The organism is Tahibacter aquaticus (assembly GCF_004363655.1).
GTDB classification, from domain to species: Bacteria; Pseudomonadota; Gammaproteobacteria; order Xanthomonadales; family Rhodanobacteraceae; genus Tahibacter; species Tahibacter aquaticus.
Map to the genome: position 1 here is coordinate 371,327 of NZ_SNZH01000003.1, position 14,734 is coordinate 386,060.

14 protein-coding genes are annotated in these 14,734 nt (G+C 63.3%); 4 read left to right on the top strand and 10 right to left on the bottom strand.

From position 1 onward, the window contains the following. Nucleotides 1-149 precede the first annotated feature (149 nt). From DFR29_RS07025 to DFR29_RS07040, 4 genes are all read left to right on the top strand, one after another. Nucleotides 150-3,116, top strand: coding sequence for a choice-of-anchor X domain-containing protein (locus DFR29_RS07025; protein ID WP_133817874.1), 2,967 nt, complete (start codon nt 150-152; stop codon nt 3,114-3,116). A 256-nt stretch (nt 3,117-3,372) separates the two neighbouring features. Continuing rightward, on the top strand, nt 3,373-3,564 hold the full coding sequence (locus tag DFR29_RS07030) for a hypothetical protein (protein WP_133817875.1): 192 nt from the start codon (nt 3,373-3,375) through the stop codon (nt 3,562-3,564). A 331-nt stretch (nt 3,565-3,895) separates the two neighbouring features. Then, nucleotides 3,896-4,567, top strand: coding sequence for a cysteine dioxygenase (locus DFR29_RS07035; protein ID WP_133817876.1), 672 nt, complete (start codon nt 3,896-3,898; stop codon nt 4,565-4,567). 301 nt (nt 4,568-4,868) lie between these two features. After that, nucleotides 4,869-5,276 (top strand): response regulator transcription factor, encoded by a 408-nt coding sequence (locus DFR29_RS07040; protein ID WP_166653932.1) that lies wholly within the window; start codon nt 4,869-4,871, stop codon nt 5,274-5,276. 56 nt (nt 5,277-5,332) lie between these two features. Here DFR29_RS07040 and DFR29_RS07045 read toward each other — a convergent pair whose 3' ends face one another. The 10 genes from DFR29_RS07045 to DFR29_RS07085 form a co-directional block, all read right to left on the bottom strand. Then, the gene (locus DFR29_RS07045) at nt 5,333-6,418 is read right to left on the bottom strand and encodes an ROK family protein (RefSeq protein WP_208113526.1); all 1,086 of its coding nucleotides are present in this window, start codon (nt 6,416-6,418) and stop codon (nt 5,333-5,335) included. A gap of 278 nt (nt 6,419-6,696) precedes the next feature. Further along, nucleotides 6,697-7,530: a YihY/virulence factor BrkB family protein gene (locus DFR29_RS07050; protein ID WP_166653933.1), complete on the bottom strand. Its 834-nt coding sequence runs from the start codon at nt 7,528-7,530 to the stop codon at nt 6,697-6,699. 163 nt (nt 7,531-7,693) lie between these two features. After that, nucleotides 7,694-8,341 carry an esterase/lipase family protein gene (locus DFR29_RS07055; protein ID WP_133817879.1) on the bottom strand — a complete coding sequence of 216 codons (648 nt, stop codon included), beginning with the start codon at nt 8,339-8,341 and terminating at the stop codon, nt 7,694-7,696. Nucleotides 8,342-8,518: 177 nt separating this feature from the next. Then, nucleotides 8,519-8,749: a hypothetical protein gene (locus DFR29_RS07060; RefSeq protein ID WP_133817880.1), complete on the bottom strand. Its 231-nt coding sequence runs from the start codon at nt 8,747-8,749 to the stop codon at nt 8,519-8,521. Beyond that, nucleotides 8,739-9,104 (bottom strand): hypothetical protein, encoded by a 366-nt coding sequence (locus DFR29_RS07065; protein ID WP_133817881.1) that lies wholly within the window; start codon nt 9,102-9,104, stop codon nt 8,739-8,741. Before DFR29_RS07065 ends, DFR29_RS07060 begins: the two co-directional genes overlap by 11 nt. A gap of 44 nt (nt 9,105-9,148) precedes the next feature. Next, the gene (locus DFR29_RS07070; RefSeq protein ID WP_133817882.1) at nt 9,149-9,679 is read right to left on the bottom strand and encodes a hypothetical protein; all 531 of its coding nucleotides are present in this window, start codon (nt 9,677-9,679) and stop codon (nt 9,149-9,151) included. A gap of 128 nt (nt 9,680-9,807) precedes the next feature. Further along, nucleotides 9,808-10,422 (bottom strand): hypothetical protein, encoded by a 615-nt coding sequence (locus tag DFR29_RS07075; RefSeq protein ID WP_133817883.1) that lies wholly within the window; start codon nt 10,420-10,422, stop codon nt 9,808-9,810. Nucleotides 10,423-10,940: 518 nt separating this feature from the next. Beyond that, nucleotides 10,941-11,261: a MarR family winged helix-turn-helix transcriptional regulator gene (locus tag DFR29_RS07080; protein WP_133817884.1), complete on the bottom strand. Its 321-nt coding sequence runs from the start codon at nt 11,259-11,261 to the stop codon at nt 10,941-10,943. 1,071 nt (nt 11,262-12,332) lie between these two features. Next, nucleotides 12,333-12,488, bottom strand: a complete 156-nt coding sequence (locus tag DFR29_RS29055; RefSeq protein ID WP_166653934.1) for a hypothetical protein — start codon at nt 12,486-12,488, stop codon at nt 12,333-12,335. Nucleotides 12,489-13,530: 1,042 nt separating this feature from the next. After that, nucleotides 13,531-14,367, bottom strand: coding sequence for a hypothetical protein (locus DFR29_RS07085; protein ID WP_133817885.1), 837 nt, complete (start codon nt 14,365-14,367; stop codon nt 13,531-13,533). Between the last annotated feature and the right edge of the window lie 367 nt (nt 14,368-14,734).

A 14,734-nucleotide genomic window follows, 5' to 3' on the forward strand; every position in this document is an offset into this window, starting at 1 on the left:
CATTCGATCAGGCGCGACTGCGATTGCCGGCGGCGCTGCGGGCAGGTTTCGCCTTGCGTTTCTGGATATTCCACGACGGTGGGCGAGCCGCGGCATGCGCGGACAGCCTGTCAGGTGGCGATGACTTTCTCTTTCTGGAGAACCCGACCATGAGCTTCATGAAAATCCTTGCCCGGAAAAACGGCGTTCTTCTGCCGTTTTTCTCGCTGGCCTTGTTGTTTGCCACACCGGTCGTTGCCGGTGATCCGCGGCCGGGCGAGCCGGGATACCAGGCCTATGCACCGCCGAAACAGAATTCCGTCCGGCATGTGGGGAACTCGCCGTTCACACCGCCGCAAAGCAGCGATCTGCGCTATGTGGTGGACACCGCGCCGGGCCTGGATACGGGCTGCGTCTTTCGCGACGCCGGTCCGTTGATCTTCGACATTCCCGTCGACCGCGCCGTAGGCAATCTGGCCCAGCTGCGGGCCAAAGGGCTGATTTCCGAAACCGTGCTTCTTTCCATGCCCGCCTACGACGTGGACTTCACCGGCGATGCGGGGCCAGGCCGGTTTCCCGAGCGCAACCGCGTGGTGTTCAACGGCCACGTCGTGCCCGGCGAGTTTCTCAAAGGCGCCAACGGCGTCTGGCGCCAGAACACATTCCGGGTTCCGGTGGAATGGGTCAGGTTTCCCGCCGACCCCGGCCAGGGCGGCAGTGTCGCTACGGAATTGAACCGGGTCGAAGTGCATATCGACGTGCTGAATACCGATCTGGTCTGGTGTACCGAAATCGACTGGGCGGCACTGGAGCTGGAAAAGGCCGTGCGTCCCGTGGTCGGCGTGCACGGGATATTTTCCGGTGGGTATATCTGGGACGCGCTGTGGGTTCCCCGCCTGGCGGCATTTGGCGTTCCCATGACCCATCTCAACCTCGGTGCGCTGGGCGGCATTTCGGCCAACGCAGCGCAGATTGCGACCCACGTCGAAGCGGTCAAGCGCCGCTGGGGCGTGGACAGGGTGAATATCGTCGCGCATAGCAAAGGTGGCCTGGATTCGCGCGAATTTGTCGAAAACAACGACAGCGTCGAGAACCTGCTGCAGCTGGGAACGCCCAATGCCGGCAGCCCTCTGGCGGACAAGATACAGGCCTCGTCGGTAGTCCTGTTCGGACTGGGCGGCACGCTCGTGGCCAACGCGCTCGCCGGGCCGGCCGGGTATCAGCTGACGACGCCGTACATGTATTTCTACAACCGCAATCACGGCCCCAACGCGAAGGTGGACTACACCGCGGTGGCAGGCGATTACAATCCCGATTGCCTGGCGATCAATATTTTCTGCCGTCCGCTCAGCCGTCTTCTGCTCAGTCTTTCGGAAGCGCCAGGCGACACCATCGTACCGGTCTGGTCGGCGCATGCCCTGAGCTATACGAGAAAAGTGCCCGTCGTCAGCCGCGGCGAAAATTTGGACGCGACGCATTCGGGCCTGCATGCGTCGGCCGGCGTGTTCAGCGACAACTACCGGTTCCTGCTCGAAGCGGGCGCGGGCAAACAGGAAAATGCAGCGGGTGCCGGCGCAGAGAAAAGCGCACAGGGCTCGTCGCCGTCGATGATCGCCACCGGTACGGTCGGCGGCGAGATCGGCTCGGGTCAAAACCGCACGCATGCCGTTGCCGTCGATCAGCGTTTGCCGACTCTGTTTACCCTGCTCTACCCGTCCGGCGCGCTGGGCATGTCCCTGATATCGCCTTCCGGTCGGCGCATAGATCCTGCCGTAGCGGCTGCAGATCCCGACATCGAGTACGAACAGAGCGACATTCCCGGTGGCCGCGCTGCGGTCTACGGCCTGCTCGCTGCGGAAGCCGGCATCTGGACGGTAGAGGTTGCCGCGGGAGCCCTGGGCTCCAGCGTGGCCTACGCAGTGCAGGCGCAATTGCAGAACGCCGATCTGGTGCTGAGCAGCCCTTCCATCGGTGAGGCCTTGTCCATTGGCGGGCAGGTAGTGCTGAAGGCTGCAGTCACGGACGCGCAGGTGCCGGTCACTGGCGCATCGGTGACTGCGCGCGTCAGGCGGCCCGATGCCACTGTGCAGAACTTCGCGATGCGCGACGACGGCATTGCCCCGGACACGGTCGCGAACGACGGCATCTACCAGGCCACGGTTGCTGACAACAAACTGGCTGGGTTCCAGCCGGTCGCATTTTCCGCTTCCGGCGTGCGCGCCAACGGCGCGGCGTTTTCCCGCGAGATCTTCGGCCTGATCGCCGTCTCGTCGGCAAATGCGTCGTTCACCGGCACGCTGAGCGACGCTGGCGAAGACAGCAACAGCGATGGCCTGTTCGACCATCTCGTCCTGCGTGCCCAGGTCAATGCCGGTGCAGCGGGCGAATACCGCATCTACGGCGAACTGACCGATAGCGCGGGCAACCGGCATGAAGCGGCACAGGTCATTGCCCTGCAGGCCGGCACCAACGTTGTCGAATTGCGGTTCGACGGTGCGGCGATTTTCGCCAGGGCCATCGACGGTCCCTATACCGTCGCGGTGCTGCGGCTTGCGCAGAATACGCCGGAAGGCGCGGTCCCCGCCGCGGAACTTTCCTCGGCATTCCAGACCGCTGCCTATCGCTACACGGCATTTCAGCACGAGCCGATCCGGGTATCCGGCAGCGCGACTTCCGCTGGCGTCGACAGCGATGGCGACAGGCTGTTCGATCTGCTGAACATCCATGTCGATGCCGATATCGATCGCGCTGGTTTCTACCAGTGGTCCGGTGTGCTGGTCGACAGAAACGGCAACGAACTGGGTTTTGCCTTCGGTGCCGCCGACCTTGTGGCCGGAACGAACCGGCTTCTCTTCAGTTTCGATGCCGTGCCTATCGGCCGCTCAGGTGTCGACGGTCCTTACTTCCTGCGTGACGTGCTGATTTTCGGTGCCGGTGCGAACGCCGTGGTCGACCTGGCTATTCCAACCTTGCCATTCAGCGCAAACCAGTTCGAGGGCTTCGCCGGCGGTCCCGTCGTACCGGCTGTGCCGGTGCCCTTGGGCGGGCCATTCGTTCTCGCGACGATCGGCCTGTTGCTCGGCGGATTCGGCCTGTCGCGTCTGCGTAGGCGGCAGATCGCAGGAACTGGCCGATAGGCGGGAACAGCCTTCGCCGCCCGGGCTTTGCAAAAGCCCGGGCGATTTCCGGATATCGATGCGCTGCGCTTGTCGGACGCACTGGCACTGTTCGCACCTGCCGCAGTGCCAAATCGCCTGTGCCGGCCGGTCGCTGCGCTGGGACAAGCGGATCGACGGCGACACCCATAGTGCCAATTCGTGGAAACGCCGCTTTGCAGGCAGGTCAAGCCGCGCCACGTCGCGCAGTCAGCGCAACTCGTACAGGACGCCGCCCATGCGAAAGACCAGGCAACTGCTTGACGGCATCATCCACTACGACAAGTTCTCGACGATTTCCGGCGGCCTGTACGCGATACTTTTCGCCGCCATCTTGGCGGGCGCGGCTTATGGCCTGAGCGCACTGTGCTTTTTCCTGAGCGGACGGCGCCTGCAGGGCTATGTGTGCGGCGAAATGCAATCGCCCTGAGCGGCGAAGGTTGCCGCTGGCCCCGCGAGAGACGCGACGCTCGTCGTTACACGCCGTGTGAATGCATTCCTGCCAACGGCCTGCTGCTCCGGCGCCTCGTCGGCGCAGGTGCATCGCAAGGTGCGAGGCAATTGTGCGAACCGGTTCGCCGGCGCAGTCATGACCCGACGGCATATCGATAGCACTTCGCGTGGATTGCTGCCCGGCGGCGTAGCGGCACCGTGCGCTCGCGGGCGCGGCCTGGCGGGGGTTTCGTCGCGGTGCATCCGGCGACGCCGTTAAGGCAGTCGCGCCCGATCCTTAACCGTGCACTAACGGCGTGCCGCCAATCATGCAGACGCAGCAAGCGCGCTGCCTGCCGGAGTTCGACATGTTCCCATCGCCGTCGCGAGACTCTTCGTTCCTGCATCAGGCTGGCCGGACTTCTTCATCGCAGCCGCGCGGCGAATTTCCCGGGCTGCGGCAGATCGTGCGCGAGGTCGAAACTGCCTGGGCGCTGCGCGAGACGAGCGAAGTGGTGGGCGCGCTCAACGCACGCATGCCGTCGCTGATCGAAAGGTATCGCCCACAGCTGGCGGGCTGGAACGCGACGACGGCGCGCAGCTACCGACGCGTCGAACTGCACCACTGCCCGGTGCAGGGTTTCCAGATAGTGGCGATGGTGTGGGCGCCCGGACAAGGCACGCCGGTGCACGACCACCGCGATCAGTGGGGCATCGAATCTGTCTGGCAGGGTGAACTCGAAGTCGTCGACTTCGCCGTCAAGGAGGATGCGGGCCATTTGCTGCGTCTCGAACCGAGCCGGGTTTCGCTGGTCGCTGCCGGGCAGTCGCTGGGGTTCACGCCCGAACACGGGCTGCACCTGTGTCGAAATCCGTCGCCGCGCGACGTGACCGTGTCGCTGCACATCTATGCCCGCACGCTGGATACGTTCAATGCGTATGTCGACGTGGCGGATGGTTGGTACGAGCGCCGCGAACACACACCGTCGCTGGAGTTCTAGCCGTCCGGTACAGGTCTGTACGAGCGCCTTCATGGGTTTTTATGTACGAGTATAAAAACGGACTGGGCGGCAGCTTGGCACGCTGCCCGGACCCGCTGCGCGCTGCGGCTGTGGCGGTCTGGCAGCAGGGCCAATCGCCGCGAGGAGAAATGTGCGCTGCCGCGCAACCGTCCGTGCACGTTTTTCTGACAAGGCATGCAGCAATGTCCGTCCGTCGAGCCCACACCGGTCGATGACGTCAGGCACCGGTGGAGCGGGCCTGCGACGACGGCGCCGCATCGCATTACTCGGGAATATTCAGATGAACCAGGCAGATGTTTGGAGCGGCGGCAAGGCCGTCGTAGTCGACGACAATGCCGCCTCGGCCTTCCTGTTGGCCGATTTCCTGCGCATGATCGGGCACCGCGCCGATGTTCTCGCCTCGGCCCAGCTCGACGTGCTGGTCGATGCCATCCTCGCGAAAGAGCCGGACCTGGTGTTCCTGGACCTGATGCTCGGGCAGCTCAGTGGCCACGATGTGGCGCGTGTCCTGCGCGAGCGCGGCTGCGAGGCTTATCTGGTCGCGGTAACCGGCTGGGGCGAGCCCGACGACCAGAAGTTCTCCCTGGATGTCGGCTTCGACGAACATTGGACCAAGCCGCTGGACACCAGTCGCGTCGAAGTGTTCATGCGCGAGAAGCCGCGGCGCAGCAGCAAGGCTGCCGCGTAACGGCGGCCGGGTAGCAGGATTCTCGGCGCGGTTGTGCCGCGACGATGCGGCGATGTTCACTTCTTGCCTGCCGGCGGCGGATTCGCGTATTGCGCATTGCCCAGCCCGGTGCCTATGGTGACGACGGCCCATTGCCGTGCCTGGGTCATCTCCGGCAGCGCGCTCAGGCCTTGTACTACTGCATCGTTGTGCATTGTGACGATGGTTCTGCGGCCGTCGATTTCCGGTAGCGCGTCGCGCAGCAGCGTGGGTAGATGGAAGCGTCTGGCGCGCCAGTTGCCCGGCAGATTGGCATCGCCCTGTTCGATGCGGCCATCCAGGCGCACGCGGCTCGGACAGCCGACTCCGATGAACGGCGCAAGACGTATCTTGCGCCGCTGCGCCAGCTTGACCAGGGTGCGCAACATTCCTATGGTTTCGTCGAGCATCTGGTCGCGCGACGGATCGTCGTCGGCGTGGCGCCAGAGCAGTAGTTTTTCCACGCCGGGCTGGCCACTGCGCCGGGATTCGAAACGAACGATGCCGCAGCGCACATTGGTACCGCCGATGTCGACCGCAAGAATCGCGTCGAAGCCGGCAAAGATCCAGCGTGGCATCAGATAGATTGCACCGATCAGGCCGGCCTCGTCCGGATCGTGCCGGATAGGCATCAGCTCCACGTCGAGTTTGTCGGCTTTCAGCAATGCCTGTGCGCGGCCTATCGACAGCTCGCCGACGCGCGAACCGCGAAAGCCGCCGCCGACCACGACATGCGAGACGCGGCGCCAGGATTTGTCGTGGAAGAAACGGATCACCTGGAACAGCGACTGGGCGAAGTCCTCGATCGCCGACTGGATGACGCCTGCGGCGGCGGGATCGCCGTCCCTGAGGACTTTGTCCACGGTCTTTTTTGCCAGCTGTTCGCTGGGCAGGTCGCCGAACGGATCTTGCGCATTGCCTTTGAGTGTCGCGCGCCAGTTGTCCAGCCGATCGAAGAACACGCGTTTGGCGGCCTGGTCGCCCACGTACTTGCCCTGGCGGCGCAGCTCGATGTTGTAGCTCTCCACCGTGACGTCCGGCAGCAGCGCAGCACCGTGGCCGGGAAACGGCAGGCGTGGCGAAAGGTCCTGCTCGAACTTGCGGAACAACGGTTCGTTGGCCACGGATTCGGTTCTCCTGCGATGTCGATAGCGAGGACTACTAACTCACGTCGCCGTGAAGCGTTGTGAAGGCAGCGGACACAGGTCGGCGAATGCGTCCATGTCGAACTCGATGAGGAAATGCTTGTGCGGGAACACAGTGCGGTCACTGTCTGGCTTTCCAGCCGATTCTTGTCGAGGCGTGTGTTGTCCGATGCCTGGGTGATACGCAAGGCCGGCCAGACGGCGGCTTCTTCGCGCAGGGTGACAATGCAGGGACCCTTCGGACGTGCCGGTACCGACTAGGCCGCAGCTGGCGCGACTGCTGGCCGGGAGCGACGCTGCTTCCAGCGGTCGGAAACCCAGCTGGTCAGTCCGGCGCCGACCAGAACGATGAGCGAGCTGTAGTAGACCCAGACCAGCAGCAGAACCACGGACCCGGAAGTGCCGTAGGCGTCTGCCTGGTCGGTAGAGGCGAGGTAGGCGCCCAGCGCCCACTTGCCCAGGTCGAACAGCAGCGCTGTTGCGAATGCGCCCAGGACGATGGGTCGCCACTGCTCCCTCTCGTCGGGCACGAAGCGGAACAATGCGGCGAAAGCCAGGGTGAAAATGCCCAGCGTGATCGCTTCGTTGAGCACGACCCAGCCCCAGCCCTCCTGCGTGAGGGCGGCGCTGAGCAAGGTGCTGACGACCAGCGTGATCACCAGAAAGAAGCCGATCACTGCAATCATGCCCAGCGAAAGCAGGCGGCGCCGCACCCATGCCCACAGCGCGCTGGTCTGTGCCGGCGCTTGGATCATCCAGATGCGGTTGATCGCATCCTGCAATTGTGCAAAAGCGCTTGACGCCGATACCAGCAAAGCGCCCAGGCTGATGATTCCGGAGGCGCTGAAGACAAACCGTTCGGTGCGGCCGCTTTCGATCACCAGCCGAGCAACATCGCGAACCTGTGTGCCGAGCAAGGTACCCAGCTGATCCACCAGGCGCATCTCGGAACCGGGCCAGAACTGTGCTGCGACGGCCAGGCTCAACACCACGATGGGAGCAAACGACAGCGCCGTGTAGAACGCGATGGAAGCTGCCAGGGTCATGGGGTCGGCGCGATACAGTGCGGCTACGGCACCTGTCCAGCGCATCGGCTCGGTTGCCGACGACGCTGCGGGCGCACTGCGACTGCGCGTTGCCGCTTCGCGCCGCTGTTTCGCCGCCGCCGCGCTCGACGCCGTGTTCCGGGAAACCGGCCTGGTCATGGCGAATTCCTCCTGTCATCGATGCGAAAGCCAAGCGGTTGTGCTGTCCTTACGCGGCGGCCTCGGGCGCCCGCGCCACTTCACGGGAGACAATTTCCAGAATGTCGGGATCCACGATCAGGCCGAGATGCGTGGCATCCACTTCGAGGGAACGGCAAGATCCCGCGGCCTCCGCGCAGGCCTGCCAGGCGACCACGCCGTCGTTGCGGCTGAAGATGGAGGTCACGGGTGCACGGGCGCCATCGCGCAGCATGGTTTGCACGGCACGGCCTTGCAGCGAGTCGCCGCCGAACCATCCGTAGATTCGCGACAAATGGCTCGACGCGGGATCTGCGGTCAACGGCGAGCCGAGCGTGACGACCCGGCCGACATGCTGCGGGATGCGGCCGGCGATGACGCGCGCCATCAGGCCGCCCAGCGACCAGCCGACGATGCGGACGCGCTGCCGCGTCTTGCGCGCGATGGAGCGCACGCGCGACGAAAGCCTGCGCATCACGTCGCCGCGTGGACCTCGGTTGATGCCGAGATCCCAGGTATGTACGTCGAACCCCGCGGCGTCGAGATAGCCGCGCAGCAGAACGGTGGCGACATCGGAGGTGCCGAAGCCGGGTACGACGAGTACGGGCTGTCCCTGCCCACGCCGGCGGGGACGCCGGCGCGACAGGGCAGACTTGCCGATATTCAGGAATACACGCATCTCCCCGGCTGCTTTCCATAGCGGTGGGGGAGCGATCTTGGCAGTGGGCGTAACGTTCCGTGTCATGTCAGAAGCACTATTTGATGGCGTGGAGTATTTCGGGGCCTGCGTTCGGACGGCGGCGACGGGTGGAGTGAACCCGTTGGTGCGACCACCTCGGCTCGACCGTCATCCGCCCTAGCGTGACTTGAGCAGGCCGAGGGCCATGGGCACTGCCGCCTTGAGCACCGGTTTCTTGAAACGGCGCGGCAGCAGCACGAACGCGGCAATCACGCCGACGATCACCCAGGGGTTCATCAGGGCGCTGCGTGTCGGCCGTTGCTCCACTGCATGGGCACAGGCAACCAGGCGGTGGTCGAGGCGTTGGGCTGCCCGTTGCACGGCTAGCGGCGACGAATCACGCTTCATCGAGTACCTCCAGCAGGGCGCCAAGGCGGCGCCGGGTTTGCGGAAATGTCAGGCGTACAAAACGCGTATAGCCGACCCAGCCTGCGGCGATGGCTGTGCTCAGACCGAGGCCCGCCGGCAGCGCCGTTGCGGCCCAGACCGGCCATCCCAGTTCGCGCAGGCCGAGCATGGCGCCGCCGACCAGGGCGGTGAGGAAAATCAGCGCGCCCGCCACGCCGACAGCGGCCGCTAGCAAAAGGCCTGACAGGCTGTCGCGCGCCACATCGCCCTCGGCCCGGACCAGCCCGGCCCAGGCGCGAACGATGGGCAGCGCGTGCCGCCCGACAATCACCACACGCGCTGTGCTATCGAGCATCGAGCGGGCAGCTGCGCCATCGTTCGGCGGAGCCGGCGCATCCATCAGCGCGAGCGCCTCAGCAGCAGCGCCAGTACGAAGCCGGCCGCGCCGGCGGCAGCGAGTGCACCGAGCGGTTTGGCGCGGATGTAGTCCCTGACTTCTTCGCGCGCGTCGGCCAGCGTCTCGCGCGCCGATACCAGCGCATCGCGCGAGACTTCGCGCACCGCGTCCGTTGCCTGTGTCCAGGCTGCCTTGCCGGCGTCCACGGCGTCTTCCAGGTCGTCTCCTGCTTCCTGCATGCCTTCCTCGATCTCGTCCTGGGCGCTCTCTACGCCGTCCATGATGTGCGCACCTGCATCGTTCGCCGCGTCGCGCAGGCTGTCGCGCGCGGCAGTGGCGCCCGCCTTGGCTGCATGTGCGGCACGACGGCCGTGCTCGCGTGCGGTTTCGCCAGCGGCTTGCGCCGCGTCGGCTGCGTCATCGGCTGCCCGGGCAACGCCGGCACGCACCGCTGCGGAGCCTTCCGCGAGGCTGTCCTTGATGTCCCGCAGTGCCGCTTTGCCGTCTTCGAAGGTGTCTTTGCGCTCGGCCACGATGTTCTCCTGAGGTAATGTTTGTTGATGAAGCCGGTGATCGGCAGTGCCGCCGCGCACGATGCGTGCGCGGCGTTTTGCTTATGGCTGGCGTGGCCATTCCTGGCAGTTGCTGCCTTGCGGCAGGCTCAGTGCCGCTTCAGCAGCTCATCGCGCGCCTGCTCCGCCCGGGATGCACCGATCGCGGTTTCGACGTTCTTGACCTCTTCCGGCGGAGGCAATACAGCAGGCAGCCCCAGCGACTCGATCCACAATTCTCGGCACCATCCCTTGGTGTGGTAGAGGTGATGGTCCTCGTCTTTCTCGACCGCCTCGTGGGCCTGCTTGAGGATCTTCGTGGCCGGGCCGGAGGACTTGTCGGCCACATGACCGATGAGTTCCCAGTTCTGGTGATCCTTGGTCTCGGCCAGTACTACGCATTCGCAGGCCACCAATTGCGCAGCTGCAGGGTCGCCCGCGGCCTTGGCCATTTCCATGGCCTGGACCAGCGAACTGCCGATGTGCCCGACCACCTCGCGGCCCGGCGGGCAGGCGCCGGGGTCGAGGCCCAGCGACTCGAACACGTTCAGCAGCACTTTCTCGTGCGTGCGGGTTTCTTCGAGGTATTCCCCCCACTCCTTGCGCAGGTCGTCGTTCACCGCGCAGGTGATGGCCGTCTCGTAGATCTTGATGCCGCCCTGTTCGGTTTCGAGGGCTTGGTAAAGCAGTTGTTCGACCTGGGCTTGATCGTATTTCCTGGCCATTGCAGCTCTCCGCCGGGGGTTAGGGATCGGCAGATGCCCACAGCATCAAACGGGCCATGTTCAAGGCATTGATCGTAAAGGGCTTATATTCGACGGCCACGGCAGTTTGCACGAAGGCGTGGCCGACGGGATTGCAAGAAGCGGCTGCTTGCTGCCGGCTTGCCTGACGGCGGCACGCGGGATCGGCTCGGCGGCCAGCCTCTGCCCGGTTTCGGTAATGCTGCGTGCCAGCCCAAGAAGCGGCGTTGTCAACAATGCGTCAATAGGATCACCGCCGCCATTTGCGTCGACGAACTCGCATTGCGGGCAGGTGTCGATGTCTTTTGGTGATAAATATACTTATTCTGGTTCGGTGCGTGCGGCCTTTCCGTGAAGCCAGGGATCTCTTCGCGGCGAAGATCGGTCATGTCGGGGCCGCGGAACTCTTGCACATTCCCCTGCGTGACCGATTCTCCGCAGGGGCCGGGGCTCAAGCGCGGGCTTTCCCTGTCCGAGCTGCAGTCGCCGCCAGCCATCGGCTACGACTTTTTGCGTGGGGTGCGGGAGTCGGCACCGTTCCCCGGAAGTTTTTCCACAATGCGCTCGAACATCGACTGTCGCGTGAGTACCGCGTCCAGGCGGTCGAGTGCAGCCACTACGTCGCCGGCCGCAGCAGCTACCTCGAGCGCGGCAGCGTCCATGGCCTGCCAGAGCGGTTTCAGGCGACGAATCAGGACTGATCCTCCCTTGGTCAGCACCAGATGGCGCTGTCTGGCGTCCGACGGATGTTCTTGCGTTGCGACGATGTTTGCCTCTTCGAGGGACTGTCGTGTCTGGCTCACGGAGGCGCGGGTGGCCATCGCAGCAGCTTCCTGCAAGAGCTGGCGCGCGACTACGCCAGCAGGCTGTGTCCCAACGATGAGCCGCAGCGGCTGAAGGTGCTGGAGATCCTGACGCAGCCACTCGAGCCGCCGCGCCCGAAGTTCGCTGTGGTGGGCGGTACCGACACGGCGCCTGCTGCAGGCCAATCCGATGGGCTCCAGCAGGTGGAGCCCATCGCCTGCGCGCCGGCGCAGGAACCCGTACCCCCGATTGCCGGGGACCCTACGACGACATGACGTAACCGCGGGTGCAAAGGACCGCGGTGCTCGACAGTTTTCGGGCCGCTGTACGCCGCAGCACCACCAGATGGTCGCACTCGCTGCCGCCGGCGCCAGCGTTGCCTCCGCGGCCTGGCGCCAACAACAGCCACATGCGATCAGCAAGGCGCTGATCCGATTCAACTGTGGCAGATAGCCACTATTGGCAGCAGGCCGGCCCTGGTGCTGGAAAGGTCCGGTTTCAAACCGGAGCTTGAGCACGCTGCGACCTGGTTTTCGGTAGGGTACAGGAGGCAACCTTTGCTTGGAGGCTCGCATGAAGGCAATGGCAAGGAAAACGGTTATCGCCTATTCGTTGTTCGGCCTGGTGGTGAGCAGTGTTGCAGTAGGGTGCACAGCAGCGGCTCTGGAGCGCTGGGTGAATCCGATCTATTCGGGACTCGGCCCATCACATCCGTTAGTAACCGTGATAGTTGTGGTGCCGGTGGGATGCGTTCTGCTCTTGATAGCCACGTCAGTTGCGGCATTGTTTCGGTGGCCTCCTTTGCGGTCGCCGCGGGCAGCGGCCACACTCGGAGCAATAGCTGGACTGGTGCTATTCGATGGCGTGCTCGAGCGTCTCGGCGTGCCGATATCCAGGCTCGCTAGCAGCGTTGGCGATGCGTTCGTTGGGATAGTGCTGCTCGCCGTAGTATTTGCGCGATGCCTGCTTGGGGACCGGTCGGGCGGTCCCACGTCCTAGGCAATGCCAACGGGCTCGTCCGCCCCGTAAACCATTGAGCGCACTGGATTGCTGGAATTCCAGCAATTGCCGCAAACCCCTGATTAGGCTCAATTCCGGCAGAAAGCCGGAATTCCGTCTATCGCCGCACGCCGCTGATCCGATTCAACTCCTGTAGAAAACAGGAATTGCCAGCAGGCCGCCTTGGTGCTGGAAATGGTCAGATTTTTAGGGCGCTTATCGAGGTTTGCATCGCTGGTTAACATCGTCGTTGCACTGCATGCGGTCAGGACAGCAGTATTTTGTTCCCGGATTCCCTAGTCCGCTGAGCTGGCATACTTGAAAACCCGATCCGCAACCAGTCACGGAACTCCATTCACCGGTGATTGGCAGTAAGGTGAGAGGTATTGTGTACTGGCGCCACAGTACGGTGAGGCCCAGAGCTAGGGCAGAAGGGGAAAGCGAATGCGCCATGGAGATGAGACGTTGCCGGGCCCAGAGGATTCCGATTCTCTGGCTGACCGCGTGTTGCGACTGGAGGAAAGTGTCCGGTACATCGAGTCCACGCTGCGGCATACGTCGCGCGCCCGGGACGGGGTGATTTCCCACTTGAAGGAACAACTTTCGAGGAACGCGACCCTGCAAGCGCAGCAGAATAGTCAGCTTCAGATTGATATAGCGAAGCTGAGCGGAGAACTGAAGTCCCAGATGGAAAGTGTCCGGGCTGACGTTCACAAATCGGAGTCCAGCGTCACGCGGTGGGTCGTGGTGGCGGGCGCGACGGTGGTGGCGGTGCTGGGTGGGCTGGGTTTCATCAGCAAGAGCGCGGATCACGAGCCGAGGGCGCCGACGGCAATTTCGGCGCCATACGTTCCATGGGTGCCAACTCAGGTGCCTGCACTCCCTGCGCCGACTCAGACAACTCCGGCTGCCCGCCAGGCTGACGCGCCCCCTGGCGTTCCCGAAACGAAATAGCCACGAAGGTTCAGGCCGGAGCAGGGGCGATGTTAATTTTTGCCGGCCGCGATGTAGGCCCAGAATCTGAGTGTTGCCCCCGGCGAGGGTGTCCAATCTCTGGACGCCCTTCGGATGGGGTGGTGTTTCACCACCCCACGGCAATGCGTCTGTCAAAACCACGCGAGATTATTCAGCAATTTATTCACAGCCCGGCTGCGTGACCATCAGCAGCGATATCGGAGTACCGATGTCAGGAAAGGTTGGAATTGAAATCGGACCTTTCGGCCAGGCCGACATGGGGATTCCCATATCGGCAAGGGGGCACCACGCCCCTCAACCTCCTTTTCTTCTTCAATGCATACCAAGCTCGGACAAGAGAAGTTGCACCTGGCCCGTTTTCGCAAGCTCCACGAATCTATCCGAGCTATAAGTCAAGAACCTTAAATTTCGCAATTTTGGCCCAGATTCGTCAATGAATATGCCGCCTCCCGAGCAAAGGACGAAGTTAGAATTTCCGACGGCGAGCCCGTTGCGATTCCATAGCTCAAATCTATCTGGTCGGAAAACCACGCGGCTCGTTCCGAAAGCGAAATCGAGGTGCTCAAAATAGATGCAGTTCGGGGCAATCACCGAAAATCTCAGCGAGATTCTTCCAGCGGATTCCCGAACAATTGCTTGCTTGCCAACGAACTGCGCGTCCCACGTATCTCGGCAAATGGACAATTCGTTGTCGACAATCTTTATAGTCGGACGGCCGGCGTCATCAAAAAATGTCGCATTCAGCAATAGCCTGCCTTCTTCCACGACGATCTTAAGTGCAGGCTCGCTGCCTACAGTGATGAGGTCCCCCGTACCAAAGAATATTGCTGTCCCGGCAATTACGTATAGTGGCGCCTGCACTCGCACCAGGCGGTGTGCGTCTTTACTCTGACAATACGGTGCGGCGTTGTGCTTGATGACGTCTTGATCTGATAGCCAATTGCCCACCTCTTGGTGGTGGGTTCCGCAGAGAAGGGTTATCCCTTCCGGGTCGTGGTCCTTGGCTTCGGAAAAAGCAGGCGAAAAATGGTGGTATTGAATGACCGCTGACCCGCAAACCACGCATCCGAAGCCGCATCTTTGGCGCACTAGTCGCTTTCTCGGCTCGGGAATGCTGCGTGGTAGGCCGTGCCGGTTATGTTCGCTCATGCCGCTGCTCCGCTGAGGTGATCTACCGCGTCGGCCGTACAACGATCGCCGGGGTAGCCGGGACGAAGTCAGTAACTCTTTCCAAGAGTCCATGTTTTGACGTGTCCCACAAGACCGCTGACTAACGGCCGAACAGGTCCTTCTTCAAAATCGGCCAACCCAGCCAGAGCCAGGGAACGTACAGGACTGCGCCTAAGATGGCTGTGCCGATCGCCGCGCCGAAGCGCCGGTGTTGCGCATGCGCGACGACCGAGGCGAGGACCACGCCGAAACTGGCGACTCCCCAAAGCGTAATACCAAGGGTCCGAAGGCACACGACTAGCGTCGACCTCAGTTTAGGGCGGGTGTTGGCGTACCTTTCAAGACC

What these genes read in the sequence shown, in the direction of transcription:
- DFR29_RS07025 (WP_133817874.1), top strand. Translation starts at nt 150, where the DNA reads ATGAGCTTCATGAAAATCCTTGCCCGGAAAAACGGCGTTCTTCTGCCG.
- DFR29_RS07030 (WP_133817875.1), top strand. Translation starts at nt 3,373, where the DNA reads ATGCGAAAGACCAGGCAACTGCTTGACGGCATCATCCACTACGACAAG.
- DFR29_RS07035 (WP_133817876.1), top strand. Translation starts at nt 3,896, where the DNA reads ATGCAGACGCAGCAAGCGCGCTGCCTGCCGGAGTTCGACATGTTCCCA.
- DFR29_RS07040 (WP_166653932.1), top strand. Translation starts at nt 4,869, where the DNA reads ATGAACCAGGCAGATGTTTGGAGCGGCGGCAAGGCCGTCGTAGTCGAC.
- DFR29_RS07050 (WP_166653933.1), bottom strand. Translation starts at nt 7,530, where the DNA reads ATGCGCTGGACAGGTGCCGTAGCCGCACTGTATCGCGCCGACCCCATG.
- DFR29_RS07055 (WP_133817879.1), bottom strand. Translation starts at nt 8,341, where the DNA reads ATGCGTGTATTCCTGAATATCGGCAAGTCTGCCCTGTCGCGCCGGCGT.
- DFR29_RS07060 (WP_133817880.1), bottom strand. Translation starts at nt 8,749, where the DNA reads ATGAAGCGTGATTCGTCGCCGCTAGCCGTGCAACGGGCAGCCCAACGC.
- DFR29_RS07065 (WP_133817881.1), bottom strand. Translation starts at nt 9,104, where the DNA reads ATGCTCGATAGCACAGCGCGTGTGGTGATTGTCGGGCGGCACGCGCTG.
- DFR29_RS07075 (WP_133817883.1), bottom strand. Translation starts at nt 10,422, where the DNA reads ATGGCCAGGAAATACGATCAAGCCCAGGTCGAACAACTGCTTTACCAA.
- DFR29_RS07080 (WP_133817884.1), bottom strand. Translation starts at nt 11,261, where the DNA reads ATGGCCACCCGCGCCTCCGTGAGCCAGACACGACAGTCCCTCGAAGAG.
- DFR29_RS29055 (WP_166653934.1), bottom strand. Translation starts at nt 12,488, where the DNA reads ATGTTAACCAGCGATGCAAACCTCGATAAGCGCCCTAAAAATCTGACC.
- DFR29_RS07085 (WP_133817885.1), bottom strand. Translation starts at nt 14,367, where the DNA reads ATGAGCGAACATAACCGGCACGGCCTACCACGCAGCATTCCCGAGCCG.